This is a genomic window from Limnohabitans sp. (genome assembly GCF_040400975.1).
Lineage (GTDB): Bacteria > Pseudomonadota > Gammaproteobacteria > Burkholderiales > Burkholderiaceae_C > Limnohabitans_A.
In genome coordinates this window covers 16094-29605 of record NZ_JBBAPF010000023.1, presented here as the reverse complement: position 1 = coordinate 29605, position 13512 = coordinate 16094, and the positions used below count along the sequence as shown (strand labels likewise).

Here is a 13512-nt window from a genome sequence, read left to right as displayed (position 1 = left end):
CAAAAAACCCCGCCAGTCTGACTGTGCGGGGTTATTTATGGGTTAGTGCCTGGCTTCAGCTTTGCAGCGCTTTCCACATCGCCATGTCGCGCTCGGCGGTCCAGATCCGCGGATTCTTGATGCCACTGGCTTCGTCATAGGCCCGGGTCACGTCAAACGGCAGGCAGTGCTCATAAATGAACACATGGCCAAAGACCGGGTCCATGCTCTTGCGGGTGTGGGCCATGGCGGCTTTGAGGTCCATCTTGCCTGCAACCGCCTCTTTGCCCGCTTGGAACAAAGTGGTCACCCAGCGCTGCGTGTAATCGAGCGCCTTGTTGACGTTGGCGTTACCCTTCATGGCTTCGCCGCGACCGGGCACGATGAATTCAGCTTTCAGTTCGCGCAGGGCTTCCAGCGTGGCAGGCCACTCTTCTAATTGGGCGTCGCCCGTGTAGACACCGGCTTCGTACTCGACCAAGTCGCCAGAGAACAGCACTTTTTCTTCTTCCACCCAGGCGATGGTGTCGCCACGGGTGTGACCCGGGCCTGGGTGCCAGATTTGCACCACCACGCCGCCCAAGTTGATGCTGAGCTTGCCGGGCACTTCGCCTTTTGTGGGGTTGTCACCGCCCACCACCATGGTGGGCCAGGTCAGGCCGGGAATGCTGTCAGCGCCCCGGAACAAGCGCGGGAAGCGCTCCATTTCGCTCTTCATGTCTTGCGCGCCGCGCTCTTTGATCAGGTCCAAAGTGCCTTCACTGGCGATGATCTCGGTGGCACCTTCTGCGGCATAGGCGTAGGCACCCAGCACGCGCACTGCGTGGTAGTGGGTCAGCAGCACGTATTTGATGGGCAGGTCGCTGACGGTGCGGATCTTCTTGATCAGGTCTTTCGCCATGTCAGGCGTCGCCGTGGCGTCGCTGACCATGATGAAACGGTCCCCGATGATCACGCCTGAATTGGGGTCGCCTTCGGCGGTATAAGCCCAGCAGTGGGGGCTGAGTTGCTCAAACGTGATCTTTTTTTCGGTCAAGTCCGCCTGGCTGGCGAAGGCTTTGGTGGGGGCTTTGGCGGGTGTTTGGGACATGGAAAAGGCTCCGATCAGTGAGGAGGTGATTTTACCTAAACGAAATCCATTACGGATTGTTAAATTCCAACCCTCAAGTCAAGCCTGCCCCTCATCCTCAGCCCAAACCTTTCTCCAACATGCCGATCACCTCATCGGCAAACGCCGCATAGCTGATCGGCCCCCCTGGGCGCAGCCAGGTGAAGGTCCAGTTGATCATGCCCAGCAGCATCATGGTCAGGGCCGTTTGGTTGGTCGGGGTCAGGCGCTCGGGGTAGGCGCGCTTCATGAAACGGGTCATGGCCGCGACGATGTCGCGCTGGCGGTTCAGGATCAATTCACGCGGCGATACGGGCGCCGCGCCCAAAGCGGGGTCGGGCACATCGCTCAAAAATTGCGTGTCGTTGAGCAGCGCCGCATGCCGGGTGGCCGAAGTCTCGTATTCCTGCAAAAACGAGCGCACCAGCTCGTGCAAAGCAGCGCGTTCGTTCAGGTCTTTGCGCTGGGCCGTGGCTTCGGTTTGCGCAATCACGGCCAAAAGCTGCTGGGTGTGGCGATCCAGCAAATCAAACAGAATGGCCTCTTTGCTCTCGTAATAGTGGTACAGCCTGGCTTTGGAAGTGCCGCACGCGGAGGCGATCTCGTTCATGCTGGCGGCCGGGTAACTGCGCTGGGCAAAGCATTGCGCGGCAATGTCCAGGATCGCGTCGCGCTTGATGTCGTGGGTTGCGGATTTGGGTCGGGCCATGGTTTTCTAGGGTCTGGCTCAAACCGGCCACACCACCCCGTTGTCGTTCAGGATCGCATCCAGCGGCTCGTCGTGGTCTTCGGGCTCCAGATCGTCCAAAAAGCCGTGGGTATAACCCAAGCCCACTGTGAAGGGTTTGGGCTGCAGCGTGGCCAAGGTGCGGTCGTAAAAGCCGCCGCCGTAACCCAAGCGGTAGCCGCCAATGCCGTAACCCACACAGGGCACAAACAGCAAGGTGGGCACGATGACCTCGGTGTCTTTGGGTTTGGGAATGCCGTAGGCGTCTTCTTCCATCGGGCAACCGGGGTACCAGGTGTGAAAAGTCAGGGTTTTGTGCTGTTTGTTGATGACGGGCAAACCAATTTGGCGGCGCTGCGGCTCACCATGCAGCTCGCCATCTTCTTTCCAGCGGTGCAGCGCGGGCAGCGGGTCAAACTCGCCCTTGATGGGCCAATAGGCTCCAATCACGGTGTCAGGGCGGTCAAACAACCAAATACGCATGACGCGCTGCAAGGCTTCGGCCCGAGACAGGCGATCTGGCAGATGCAGTCTTTCTTCAATCAAGGCCTTGCGCAAGGCCTTTTTGGCTTCAGCTTTGTCCATAATCCACCCATGAAATTGACACTGATTTTGACACTGCTGGCTGGCCTGGTCACCACAGGCTTGTTCAGTCCGCCTGCGCTGGCCCAAAACAAGGGCGATGAGGTCTTGCTGGAGATGCACAGGGCCTACGGCAAGAACGACGCCAAACGCTTGTCCGCCCTGCTGCCGCAAATGCGTGGCCACGTGCTGGAGCCTTTGGCCGCCTATTGGGACATGCGGGTTCGGCTGGACACCGCATCAGACACGGAAATACGCCACTTTTTGAACACCTATGCAGGCAGTTACTACGAAGACCGCCTGCGCAACGATTGGTTGCAACAACTGGGCAAGCGCCGCAACTGGGCCACGTTCACCGCCGAGTACCCTCGCTATCGCATGCGCGATGACCGCGAAGTGCGCTGCTATGCGTTGGCCACCGAAGCCATGAACACCAAAGCCGATGTGGCCGAAGAGGCCAAACGCATTTGGTATTCGCTGCGAGAGGCGGACGACGGCTGCACTTATGTGGCCGAACACCTGCACTCTGGACGCCAAATCAACGCACTGGACATTTGGCGCAAAGCCCGCATCGCCATGGACGCCAACCGACCTCGCACCGCCCAAGCGGCGGTGGACATTGAGGCCCCGCGCGCCAGCGAGCAAGTGAACAAAATCCACGCCGACCCCTCGGGTTATCTGGCCAAGCGCATTTTGGCCATCACACGCAACCAGAAAGAATTGGCCGTGTTGGCGCTGATTCGCCTGGCGGCCAGTCAGCCCGAACAAGCAGCTCTATTGCTGGAACAACAATGGGGGCGCCAACTGAGTGCCGAAGAGCGCAACTGGACTTGGGCCGTGATCGGCAAGCAAGCCGCACAAAAGCTGCAAGACAATGCCAGCAGTTACTTTGCCAAGGTTCAAAAAGACAGCGACCTGAACGACGATTTGCTGATATGGAAGGTGCGTGCGGCCCTGCGTCAAGGCCAATGGCAGCAAGTGCTTTCAGCGACCCAAGCGATGAGCGCGGCCACGCGCAGCGACCCGGCCTGGATCTATTGGCGCGCCCGCGCCCTGCTGGCCCTAGAGCCCACCGAATCCCAGCGCCACGAAGCGCAAACCCTGTTGACCCAGATCGCCAGCGTTCGCGGTTTTTACGAGCAGTTGGCATTGGAAGAGTTGGGCCAAACCATTGGCACACCCGAGCGCCCCTCGCCCCTGACACCCTCAGAAAAAACCGCTGCACTCACCCACCCCGGTCTGCAGCGTGCCTTGTATGCCATCGCCTTGGGCTTGAGGGCCGAGGGCAACCGCGAATGGAACTACAGCACCAACCTGCACACGCCTGGCGGCATGAACGACCGCGAACTGCTGGCAGCTGCTGACTTGGCCTGTCAGCGCCAAGTGTGGGACCGCTGCATCAACACCAGCGAGCGCACCAAGGAGGTGTTTGACCACGAACAACGCTTTCCGATGCCCTTGCGCGAGCTGGTGGTGCGCCGCGCTGGCGACATCCGGCTGGACCCGGCCTATGTGTATGGGCTGATCCGGCAAGAGAGCCGCTTCATCATGGATGCGCGCTCACATGTGGGCGCCTCGGGCCTGATGCAGGTGATGCCCGCCACGGCCAAATGGACCGCCCAAAAAATCGGCCTCGCAGGATTCACGCCCCAACAAATCAACGAACGCGAAACCAATGTGACGATTGGCACGGCTTATTTGAAACTGGTGCTCGACGACTTTGAAGGCTCGATGCCCATGGCCACCGCCGCCTACAACGCAGGCCCCAGCAGGCCCCGAAACTGGCGCAAGGGACCGGTGCTCGAAGCGGCCATCTGGGCTGAAAACATCCCGTTTTCCGAAACGCGTGATTACGTTAAAAAAGTGCTGGCCAACACCACCAACTACGCCGCCATCCTGACGCGCCAGCCGCAATCGCTCAAAGCACGTTTGGGGCAGATCGGGCCACGCAACAACATGGCGTCGGTGAACAATGACCTGCCTTGAGGCGCATCAGGCGGCTGGTCCCAACAAGGCGTCCAAGTTGGCCTTGATTTTTTCTTCGATCTTGCCGCTGTAGGCGCCCAGCAAAAATCCCAGCTTGATCTGCAGGTCAAAGCGGGTGGCGCTGACGCAGAGTTCGCCACTCACACCACTGCGCTCAAAGTGCATGCGGTCCAAGGCCTCGCCAGGCTCTGATGCGCAGGTCATGCCCCAATCTCGTTCTGCCTGCTCGCGCCAGCGTTCGGCCACCAAACGCGCGCCGTCCAGGCCCAGGGCGTGTTCACGTTCAATTTTCAATTCAGGCATGGGGTTCTTTCGATGTGGCGCCGACATGGATGGTGGGCACGAACTCTGCATCGGCAGCCACCTCCACCAAGCAGTCGTAAAACACGGGCGCACGGCCCAAATCGGTCAGGTGCTGGCTGGTCAGTTCGTTCACATTGGTGCCGTTCAAGCCCAGCTTGCGCCACCAAATACCCAAACCATGGACCACGCCGGGGCGCGCCCGCTGGTTCAGCTTGGCCTTGCAGTGGTATGTGCCCCGGTCGTTGAACACGCGTACCACCGCGCCGTCGGCAATGCCCCGGGCCTGCGCGTCTTGTGGGTGCATTTCCAGCACCGGTTCGGCTTCGATGTCGCGCAGACTTTGCACGTTGACAAAGGTCGAATTGAGAAAGTTGCGCGCAGGTGGCGAAATCATCGCCAGCGGGTAGCGCGCATCGCTGCCAACCGCTTCGTAATTGGGCAGATGGTCGGGCAAACCGTCTAGGCCTTGGTCGGCCAAGCGCTGGCTGAAAAACTCGCAGCGGCCCGAGGGCGTGGGAAATCCGCCTTGGGCAAAGGGCGCATCGGGCACGGGCAAAGAGGCAAAGCCGTGCGCCAGCAACTGCTCAAAGTCTTTTTCGTCGTCCATGGCGCTGCGGCACAGACTTTCGTCGGTCTCGGCGAAACACGGGTCGTCAAACCCCATGCGCACGGCCAGTGCCCTGAAGATGTCGGTGTTGGTGCGCGCACCGCCCACCGGCGCAACGGCAGGTCGGTTGAGCAAGACATCGGTGTGGCCGTAGCTGGTGTGGATGTCCCAGTGTTCCAGCTGCGTGGTGGCGGGCAGGATGAAATCGGCGTAATCGGCCGTGTCGGTCTGGAAATGCTCCAGCACCACGGTGAACAGGTCTTCGCGGCCAAAGCCCTGCACCACCTTGCCCGACTCGGGGGCCACGGCCACTGGGTTGCTGTTGTAAACGATCAAGGCTTGAATTTGCGGGCCGAACGCTGGCGATGCCGGGCGCAGCAAATCGTCGCCAATGGTGCTCATGTTGATGGTGCGGGGACGCCGCTCACCCAGCAAATCAGGTCGCTGCAAAGCCGCCCGGCGCACCGGGAAATGCCCCGAACTGCTGAGCAGCACGCCGCCAGCTCGGTGTCGCCATGCTCCGGTCAGCGCAGGCAGGCAAGCGATCGCCCGTACCGCGTTGCCGCCCCCGCGCACGCGCTGCATGCCGTAGTTCAGGCGAATCGCGGCGGGTTGGGTCGTGCCCCAGTCGCGGGCCAACTGGCGAATTTGTTCGACCGGCACACCGCAGACCTCGGCGGCGCGCTCGGGCGACCATTGCAGGGCTCGGGCCTTCAGGGCATCCCAGCCCAAGGTGTGACGGTCGATGTAATCTTGGTCGAGCCAGCCATTCATGATCAGCTCGTGCATGAGGGCCAGCGCCAGCGCCGCATCGGTGCCAGGTCGCAGGGCGATGTGTTCGTGGCATTTTTCGGCCGTCTCGCTCCGCCGGGGGTCGATGCACACCAGCTTGGCCCCGTTGCGCTTGGCTTCTTGGGCGATGCGCCAAAAGTGCAGGTTGCTGCCAATCGAGTTGCTGCCCCAAATGACGATGAGCTTGGATTCGGCATAAAACTCGACCTTCATGCCCACTTTGTTGCCCAAGGTCTGGGTCAGGGCTTCGGCCCCGGCCGAGGCGCAAATCGTGCGGTCCAAGAGCGATGCGCCCAGTTGGTGGAAAAACCGCGCCGCGATCGACTCGCTTTGCACCAAGCCCATCGTGCCTGCATAGCTGTAAGGCAGCACCCCCTGCGGATCGCGTGCGGCAATGGCTTTCAGGCGTGTCGCGATTTCGTCCAGGGCATCGTCCCAACTCACGGGCTCAAACTGGCCCGCGCCTTTGGGTCCGATGCGCTTCATCGGCGTCAATAGGCGATCCGGGTGGTAAGTGCGCTCGGTGTAGCGAGAGACTTTGGTGCACAGCACACCATCGGTGGGGGCGTGCGCCGGGTTACCCTGCACTTTGGTGGCGCGGCCGTTTTCCACCGTGGTCAGCAAAGCGCAGGTATCGGGACAATCGTGCGGGCAAGCGCCGCGCACGGTCTGTGGGGTGTCAAGGGCCACATGGGCAGCTGGCTGGGGCAACATGAAAGGTCTTCCAAAAAGCGCGAACCCGATTGTGGCCGATGCGCTGTGCGGGGTAAAAGACGCGCATGTCCCCGATGCGCTGCGGGTGGCGAAGCGGGAGTTGGCAAAATAGCCTCACTATCGCTAGACTGAACACCATGAAACTCATCGACACCATCCTCACCGATGCGGCCAGCATCGCAGCCATCCGCAAAGACATCCACGCCCACCCCGAGCTGTGCTTCCAAGAAGTGCGCACGGCCGACGTGGTCGCCCAGCAGCTGACCGACTGGGGCATCCCCATCCACCGCGGCATGGGCACCACCGGCGTGGTGGGCATCGTGCACGGTCGTGATGGCGGCGCTAGCGGGCGGGGCATTGGCTTGCGCGCCGACATCGACGCCCTGCCCATGCAGGAGTTCAACACCTTCGCCCACGCCAGCAAACACCAAGGCAAGATGCACGCCTGCGGCCACGATGGCCACACGGCCATGCTGTTGGCCGCTGCCAAGCATTTCTCCAAGCACCGCGACTTTGACGGCACGGTGTATTTGATCTTCCAACCCGCCGAAGAAGGCGGCGGCGGTGCCCGCGAGATGATCAAAGACGGTTTGTTCGACAAATTCCCCATGCAGGCCGTGTTTGGCATGCACAACTGGCCCGGCGCACCCGTGGGCACTTTTGCGGTCAGCCCCGGCCCGGTCATGGCGTCGAGCAACGAGTTCAAGATCACCATCCGCGGCAAGGGCAGCCATGCCGCACTGCCACACAACGGCATTGACCCGGTGCCGATCGCCTGCCAGATGGTGCAGGGCTTTCAAACCATCATCACCCGCAACAAAAAGCCGGTGGATGCGGGCGTGATCTCGGTCACCATGATCCATGCAGGGGAAGCCACCAACGTGGTGCCCGACTCGTGCGAACTGCAGGGCACGGTGCGCACCTTCAGCATTGAAGTGCTGGACCTGATCGAAGCCCGCATGAAGCAAGTGGCCGAGTCGATTTGCGCCGCTTTTGGTGCGCAATGCGAATTCGAATTCGAGCGCAACTACCCACCCACCATCAACAGCGCCTTGGAGGCCGACTTCGCACGCCAGGTCATGAATGGCATCGTGGGCGCTGAGCACGTGATGTCTCAAGAGCCGACCATGGGCGCGGAAGACTTCTCTTACATGCTGCAGGCCAAGCCGGGCGCCTATGTGTTCATCAGCAACGGCGACGGCGCGCACCGCGAGATGGGCCACGGCGGCGGTCCTTGCACTCTGCACAACCCGAGCTACGACTTCAACGACGACCTGATCCCCTTGGGCGGCACCTATTGGGTCGAACTGGCCACGCAATGGCTGGCTAGCCCGACCCAATCTGCTTGACCGGGCCCCGAATGAACGACATCCAACATGGCTTTTCCAAAAGCTACGCGCAGGCCCGTGAAAAATTCCTGAACGCTGCCCAAGTCGCTGGCCTGCAGGTGGACTCGAACCTCCACCCCCTGTCCGGTCGGGACGGTGAAACTCTGGCCATGGACGTGGTGCTGGACGGCGCGGCCGATGCCCAGCAGCTTTTGGTCATCAGCAGCGCTTGCCACGGTGTAGAGGGTTATTGCGGCTCCGGCGTGCAAATCCATGCCCTGCACAACAGCGCCTGGCGCGCAGCGGCCAAAGCCCAGGGTGTGGCCGTGCTTTACATCCATGCGCTCAACCCGCACGGTTTTTCGCATGTGCGCCGGGTGACCCACGAAAACGTGGACATCAACCGCAATTTCCAGGACTTCTCCAAGCCCTTGCCCGACAACGCGGCTTACCGCGAAATCCACCCCTTGTTGTTGCCCAAGATCTGGCCACCCGATGCCGCCAATGCGGTGGCCACCGCCCAGTACATCGCCGAGCGCGGCATGAAAGCCTTTCAGGCCGCCGTCTCCCAAGGGCAGCATGAATTTCCGGACGGCCTGTTCTTTGGTGGCCAGGCCCCCACCTGGAGCAACCTGACTTTGCGCAAGGTGCTGCAGAAGTACGCCCAGTCCTGCCAAAAAATGGGCTGGATCGACCTGCACACGGGCTTGGGCCCCAGCGGGGTGGGTGAGCGCATTTTTGCTTGCGCCGACGATGCTGCGGCCTATGCCCGGGCCAAAGCCTGGTGGGGTCATGGCATCACCTCCATTTACGACGGCTCATCCACCTCGGCATTCCTCACAGGCCTGATGTGGATGGCGGCTTACCAAGAATGCCCGCAAGCCGAGTACACCGGCATTGCCATGGAATACGGCACGCAAACCCAAGACAAGGTCATCGGCGCCCTGCGCGGCGACCATTGGCTGCACCTGCACCCCGAAGCGCCTGAAGCCCTGAAAAAGCAGATCAAACAAGACCTGATGGACGCGTTTTACGTCGACACCGACGATTGGCGTTCCCAGATCGTGGCTCAGGCCATGGACGCCATGCACCAAGCCGTCAGCGGTTTGAGCGCGACATGAGCGCGCCACGCATTCTGGTGCTGGGCGGTACCGGCTTTGTCGGCCGCCAAGTGTGCGAACAACTCGCCCGCTTGGGCTGGCAGATCACCGTACCCACCCGCCGCGCCGTGAACGCTGGCAAGGTGCAAAGTTTGCCCGGGCTCACGGTGATCGAAGCTTCTGTGCACAGCGAAGCCGATCTGGCCCGGCTGATGCCCGGACATGATGCGGTGGTCAATTTGGTGGCGGTGCTGCACGGCAAAGAAGACCGCTTTGAGAACGTGCATGTGAACTTGCCCGGCAAAATCGCCAACGCCATGACAAGAGCGGGCGTGCAGCGGCTGGTTCACGTCAGCGCCCTAGGCGCCGATCTGCAGGGACCGTCGATGTACCAACGCAGCAAAGCGCGCGGGGAAGCGGTTTTGCAAGGTGCAGGCTTGCAACTGACTCTGCTGCGCCCGAGCGTGATTTTTGGGGCTGAAGACAAATTCCTCAACCTGTTTGCCGACCTGCAGGCGGTGGCCCCTTTCATGCCTCTGGCAGGCCGCGGCACACGCTTTGCCCCGGTGTGGGTGGGGGATGTGGCGCGCGCGGTCGTGACCTGCTTGCAACAGCCCGCCACCATCGGTCAGACCTACGAGCTGTGCGGCCCGGACGTGCTGAACTTGGGCGACTTGGTGCAACGCGCTGGCCAGTGGGCAGGCGTGAACCACGGCCGGGGTCGCCCGGTCATCGGTCTACCGATGTGGGTGGGCTGGCTGCAAGCGGCGGCCATGGAGTTGGCTCCGGGTGAGCCTTTGATGAGCCGGGATAACCTGGCGTCCATGAAAGTGGACAACGTGGCCACGGGCCTGCTGCCAGGTCTTGAGGCCTTGGGCATCACAGCCGCATCGGCTGCAGGCGTGGCACCGACCTATTTGGGGCACCGCGGTCCACGCAGCAAGTTGAACCGCTGGCGATCGGGCGCGGGGCGCTGATTCCTCTTGCAAGCCGCTTGGGTGGATGTGCGATGGCACGCAGCGGGTTCCTCATGACGGGGTACCGAAAATCGTCACCCGCCGCTTGCCCTCACACATTTGAGTGGCTGATTCGGCCGGTTGACGACCGGCATGACCGCTAACATGTGGGCTCTGATTCACGGGAGAAAACAATGATCCAGCTTTACATCGCCAACAAAAACTACTCGTCTTGGTCCATGCGCCCCTGGGTGCTGCTGCGCCAGGCGGGCATTGACTTTGAAGAGGTCTTTGTGAGGTTTGACAGCTTTGCGCCTGACTCTCAGTTCAAGACCGCGCTCAAAGACATCAACCCGGTGGGCAAGGTGCCTGTGCTGGTGCACGATGGCCTGGCCATTTGGGACACCTTGGCGATTGCGGAGTATGTGGCCGAGCAGTTCCCAGAAAAACAACTTTGGCCGAGAGAGCGCGCTGCCCGAGCCCGTGCACGCAGCGTTTGCGCCGAAATGCACAGCGGCTTCATGGCCTTGCGCAGCGCCTGCCCGATGAACATCGAAGCGCACCTGCCCGAGATCGGCGCTTTGGCGCTGCGCGACAAACCCGCGCTTCGTGCCGACTTGGACCGTATTTGCAGCCTTTGGGGCGGCTTGCTGGCACAGCACAGCGGTCCCATGCTGTTTGGCAGCTTCAGTGTGGCAGACGCTTACTTTGCCCCTGTGGTCATGCGCATCAAGACCTACGCCTTGCCAGTGCCCAGCGATGTGGCCGCCTACATGCAGCGCGTGTGCGCCCTGCCCGGTGTGAAAGCCTGGATCGATGGCGCGTTGGCAGAGCAGGACTTCATCGATTTTGAAGAGCCTTTCCGGCTCCATCGCTGAAAGCCACCATGGGCGTTTTTGTCGTTGGCGGTGCGGTGCGCGATGCCTTGATGGGCCAAAGCGTCAACGACCGCGACTGGGTGGTGGTGGGCAGCACGCCCGAAGCCATGACTGCCCTGGGCTTCACCCCGGTCGGCAAGGACTTCCCGGTGTTTTTACACCCGCAGACCCGCGAGGAATACGCCCTGGCCCGTACCGAGCGGAAGACGGCGCGCGGCTACAAAGGCTTTGCGGTTCAAGCCGACCCCAGCGTCACGCTGGAAGAAGATCTGGCCCGACGCGACCTCACCGTCAACGCCATGGCCGTGCCCGAGGCGCTGGCCCATGCCGCGCACGACGCTTGGGCAGGCCAGATCGTCGACCCTTATAACGGACAGCGCGATTTGCAGGCCAAGGTGCTGCGTCATGTCACGCACGCATTTGCCGAAGACCCGGTGCGCATCCTGCGCGTCGCCCGCTTTGCAGCGCGCTTTGCCGACTTCAGCGTGGCAGACGACACCATGGCGCTGATGCGCCATATGGTGGATAACGGCGAGGCCGACCATTTGGTGCCTGAGCGCGTCTGGCAAGAGCTGGCTCGCGGACTGATGAGCGAAAAGCCTTCTCGCATGTTCGAGGTGCTGCGCGAATGCGGTGCGCTCAAGGCCTTACTGCCCGAGCTGGAACGTCTTTGGGGCGTGCCCCAACGCCCCGAATACCACCCCGAGATCGACACGGGCTTGCACATGATGCTGGTGATGGACATGGCCGCCCGGCTGAACATGCCGCTTGCTGTGCGCGTGGCTTGCCTGATGCACGACCTGGGCAAAGGCACCACGCCTGCCGACGTGCTGCCACGCCACATCGGCCACGAAGGGCGCAGCGTCAAGCTCTTGCAAAAAGTGTGCGAGCGCCTGCGCGTGCCGACCGACTGCAAAGAGCTGGCCGAAGTGGTGGCGCGCGAACACGGCAACATCCACCGCAGCGGCGAGCTGAACGCCGAAGCGGTGGTGCGATTGCTGGAACGCTGCGATGCAATACGCCAACCCGAACGTTTTGCGCAGGTGCTGCAAGCCTGCGAATGCGATGCGCGCGGACGGCAAGGGTTTGAAGAAGCGGCATACCCGCAAGCGGCCCGGCTGTTGCAGGCGCAGAAGGCGGCGTTGTCTGTGGAGACCGCCCCCATTGCCCAAGCGGCGGCGGCTCAGGGCCTCAAAGGTCCTCAAATTGGCGAACAAATCTCCAAAGCACGCGTCAAAGCGGTCGCAGCTTCTCTGTAGGAGCCCTGAACCTCTCACACGTGCGAACGCGTCCAATCGGCAATGTCTTGAGCCGTGCGAAATGCGCCGGCTTGGCGGGCGACTTCTTTGCCACCCACAAACAATGCGAGCGTGGGGATGCTGCGGATATTGAAGCGAGCAGCGATGGCTTGCGCTTCTTCGGTGTTGAGTTTGGCCACCCGCACTTGGGGCTCCAAAAGGCCAGCGGCTTGTTCATAAGCCGGAGCCATCATGCGGCAGGGGCCGCACCAAGGGGCCCAAAAGTCGACCAACACCGGGATTTGGCTGCGACCGATGTGCTTGTCAAAGTTGGCCGCGTCCAGCGAAAGCGGATGTCCGTCAAAAAGAGCTTGATGGCACTGTCCGCAATCGGGGGCGTTGTGCAGGTCAGCCTCACGCACCCTGTTGGTGGTGTGGCAATGCGGACAAACAATGTGCAAAGTGCTGACTGAATTGGTCATGGAATCCCCTGTGTTTCAAAACCACTTGGGGGCCATGCTGCACGATTCAATGCCGGGAGACCCTGACTCAGGTCAAGACCCGGCGCCAAACAATATCAGCGTGCAGGTGGGCGGCGCGGTGCCATGGGAGCGCGGCCAGCCAAGTGACGGAAGCTGATGCGGCCTTTGCTCAGGTCATAAGGCGACAGCTCGAGCGTCACACGGTCACCCGCCAAAATACGAATGTGGTTCTTGCGCATCTTGCCAGCGGAATAAGCAATCAATTGGTGGCCGTTGTCCAGCGTCACGCGAAAACGGGTGTCGGGCAACACCTCGTTGACCACGCCCATCAGTTCAATCAGTTCTTCTTTAGCCATTTAAAACGTCTTTCTCAAAGCAGGATCGGTTTGTTCGTCTGGCGCTCCACCCACAACACGCCTTCATCGAGGGCGTATTGGCTGGCGGCGGCAGGCGTTGCAAATTCAGGCACAAAACGCATCACCCGGTCTGTGCTGGCGCTGCCGCGGCCACTGGCCACAGACACTTGCGCGCCAAATGCGCCATTGGGCAAAGCCCTGGAGCACGGTTGAATTCGGAATTTTCCCATGGAGATGGGTTGGTGTGAACAGTAGAAGTTAGTCATGTATTTTAACGAAGGGGGTCGAACCGCACACAAGGCCCTCTGAGGAGCTGTCTGGCGGTACGGTTCTTGGCGTGTCCTGCTGCCAAAAAGCTCCCTCGAATGCCAGCTGC

At 61.4% G+C, this 13512-nt stretch carries 14 protein-coding genes; 6 read left to right on the top strand and 8 right to left on the bottom strand.

What is annotated here, in order from left to right; all coding sequences use genetic code 11:
• Positions 1 to 55: 55 nt before the first annotated feature.
• From ABWQ00_RS12590 to ABWQ00_RS12580, 3 genes are all read right to left on the bottom strand, one after another.
• Positions 56 to 1069, bottom strand: coding sequence for an MBL fold metallo-hydrolase (locus tag ABWQ00_RS12590; protein ID WP_353239023.1), 1014 nt, complete (start codon positions 1067 to 1069; stop codon positions 56 to 58).
• A 97-nt stretch (positions 1070 to 1166) separates the two neighbouring features.
• The gene (locus ABWQ00_RS12585; protein WP_353239022.1) at positions 1167 to 1796 is read right to left on the bottom strand and encodes a TetR/AcrR family transcriptional regulator; all 630 of its coding nucleotides are present in this window, start codon (positions 1794 to 1796) and stop codon (positions 1167 to 1169) included.
• An 18-nt stretch (positions 1797 to 1814) separates the two neighbouring features.
• Positions 1815 to 2399, bottom strand: a complete 585-nt coding sequence (locus tag ABWQ00_RS12580; RefSeq protein WP_353239021.1) for a 5-formyltetrahydrofolate cyclo-ligase — start codon at positions 2397 to 2399, stop codon at positions 1815 to 1817.
• A gap of 9 nt (positions 2400 to 2408) precedes the next feature.
• Between ABWQ00_RS12580 and ABWQ00_RS12575 the strand changes: the two genes are divergently transcribed.
• On the top strand, positions 2409 to 4382 hold the full coding sequence (locus ABWQ00_RS12575; protein ID WP_353239020.1) for a lytic transglycosylase domain-containing protein: 1974 nt from the start codon (positions 2409 to 2411) through the stop codon (positions 4380 to 4382).
• Positions 4383 to 4388: 6 nt separating this feature from the next.
• Here ABWQ00_RS12575 and ABWQ00_RS12570 read toward each other — a convergent pair whose 3' ends face one another.
• Complete coding sequence (locus ABWQ00_RS12570; protein WP_353239019.1) at positions 4389 to 4685, bottom strand: polyhydroxyalkanoic acid system family protein; 297 nt, start codon at positions 4683 to 4685, stop codon at positions 4389 to 4391.
• A complete protein-coding gene (locus ABWQ00_RS12565; protein WP_353239018.1) occupies positions 4678 to 6798 on the bottom strand; it encodes a molybdopterin-containing oxidoreductase family protein in 2121 nt (706 codons plus the stop codon). Before ABWQ00_RS12565 ends, ABWQ00_RS12570 begins: the two co-directional genes overlap by 8 nt.
• A 137-nt stretch (positions 6799 to 6935) precedes the next feature.
• Between ABWQ00_RS12565 and ABWQ00_RS12560 the strand changes: the two genes are divergently transcribed.
• From ABWQ00_RS12560 to ABWQ00_RS12540, 5 genes are all read left to right on the top strand, one after another.
• Positions 6936 to 8147, top strand: coding sequence for a M20 aminoacylase family protein (locus ABWQ00_RS12560; RefSeq protein ID WP_353239017.1), 1212 nt, complete (start codon positions 6936 to 6938; stop codon positions 8145 to 8147).
• A gap of 11 nt (positions 8148 to 8158) precedes the next feature.
• Positions 8159 to 9247 (top strand): M14 family metallopeptidase, encoded by a 1089-nt coding sequence (locus ABWQ00_RS12555; protein WP_353239016.1) that lies wholly within the window; start codon positions 8159 to 8161, stop codon positions 9245 to 9247.
• On the top strand, positions 9244 to 10203 hold the full coding sequence (locus ABWQ00_RS12550) for a complex I NDUFA9 subunit family protein (protein WP_353239015.1): 960 nt from the start codon (positions 9244 to 9246) through the stop codon (positions 10201 to 10203). Before ABWQ00_RS12555 ends, ABWQ00_RS12550 begins: the two co-directional genes overlap by 4 nt.
• A gap of 173 nt (positions 10204 to 10376) precedes the next feature.
• Complete coding sequence (locus ABWQ00_RS12545; RefSeq protein ID WP_353239014.1) at positions 10377 to 11060, top strand: glutathione S-transferase family protein; 684 nt, start codon at positions 10377 to 10379, stop codon at positions 11058 to 11060.
• 8 nt (positions 11061 to 11068) lie between these two features.
• Positions 11069 to 12319: a multifunctional CCA addition/repair protein gene (locus ABWQ00_RS12540; protein WP_353239013.1), complete on the top strand. Its 1251-nt coding sequence runs from the start codon at positions 11069 to 11071 to the stop codon at positions 12317 to 12319.
• Positions 12320 to 12333: 14 nt separating this feature from the next.
• Here ABWQ00_RS12540 and trxC read toward each other — a convergent pair whose 3' ends face one another.
• The 3 genes from trxC to ABWQ00_RS12525 form a co-directional block, all read right to left on the bottom strand.
• A complete protein-coding gene (gene trxC, locus ABWQ00_RS12535) occupies positions 12334 to 12780 on the bottom strand; it encodes a thioredoxin TrxC (RefSeq protein WP_353239012.1) in 447 nt (148 codons plus the stop codon).
• A gap of 95 nt (positions 12781 to 12875) precedes the next feature.
• The gene (gene infA, locus ABWQ00_RS12530; RefSeq protein WP_019426546.1) at positions 12876 to 13136 is read right to left on the bottom strand and encodes a translation initiation factor IF-1; all 261 of its coding nucleotides are present in this window, start codon (positions 13134 to 13136) and stop codon (positions 12876 to 12878) included.
• Between the two features lie 14 nt (positions 13137 to 13150).
• Positions 13151 to 13366, bottom strand: coding sequence for a DUF6566 family protein (locus tag ABWQ00_RS12525; RefSeq protein WP_353239011.1), 216 nt, complete (start codon positions 13364 to 13366; stop codon positions 13151 to 13153).
• Between the last annotated feature and the right edge of the window lie 146 nt (positions 13367 to 13512).

Coding starts and splice junctions, on each gene's coding strand:
- ABWQ00_RS12525 (WP_353239011.1), bottom strand. CDS start 13,366: ATGGGAAAATTCCGAATTCAACCGTGCTCCAGGGCTTTGCCCAATGGC.
- ABWQ00_RS12565 (WP_353239018.1), bottom strand. CDS start 6,798: ATGTTGCCCCAGCCAGCTGCCCATGTGGCCCTTGACACCCCACAGACC.
- ABWQ00_RS12545 (WP_353239014.1), top strand. CDS start 10,377: ATGATCCAGCTTTACATCGCCAACAAAAACTACTCGTCTTGGTCCATG.
- ABWQ00_RS12550 (WP_353239015.1), top strand. CDS start 9,244: ATGAGCGCGCCACGCATTCTGGTGCTGGGCGGTACCGGCTTTGTCGGC.
- ABWQ00_RS12540 (WP_353239013.1), top strand. CDS start 11,069: ATGGGCGTTTTTGTCGTTGGCGGTGCGGTGCGCGATGCCTTGATGGGC.
- ABWQ00_RS12555 (WP_353239016.1), top strand. CDS start 8,159: ATGAACGACATCCAACATGGCTTTTCCAAAAGCTACGCGCAGGCCCGT.
- trxC (WP_353239012.1), bottom strand. CDS start 12,780: ATGACCAATTCAGTCAGCACTTTGCACATTGTTTGTCCGCATTGCCAC.
- ABWQ00_RS12560 (WP_353239017.1), top strand. CDS start 6,936: ATGAAACTCATCGACACCATCCTCACCGATGCGGCCAGCATCGCAGCC.
- ABWQ00_RS12585 (WP_353239022.1), bottom strand. CDS start 1,796: ATGGCCCGACCCAAATCCGCAACCCACGACATCAAGCGCGACGCGATC.
- ABWQ00_RS12590 (WP_353239023.1), bottom strand. CDS start 1,069: ATGTCCCAAACACCCGCCAAAGCCCCCACCAAAGCCTTCGCCAGCCAG.
- ABWQ00_RS12575 (WP_353239020.1), top strand. CDS start 2,409: ATGAAATTGACACTGATTTTGACACTGCTGGCTGGCCTGGTCACCACA.
- ABWQ00_RS12570 (WP_353239019.1), bottom strand. CDS start 4,685: ATGCCTGAATTGAAAATTGAACGTGAACACGCCCTGGGCCTGGACGGC.
- ABWQ00_RS12580 (WP_353239021.1), bottom strand. CDS start 2,399: ATGGACAAAGCTGAAGCCAAAAAGGCCTTGCGCAAGGCCTTGATTGAA.
- infA (WP_019426546.1), bottom strand. CDS start 13,136: ATGGCTAAAGAAGAACTGATTGAACTGATGGGCGTGGTCAACGAGGTG.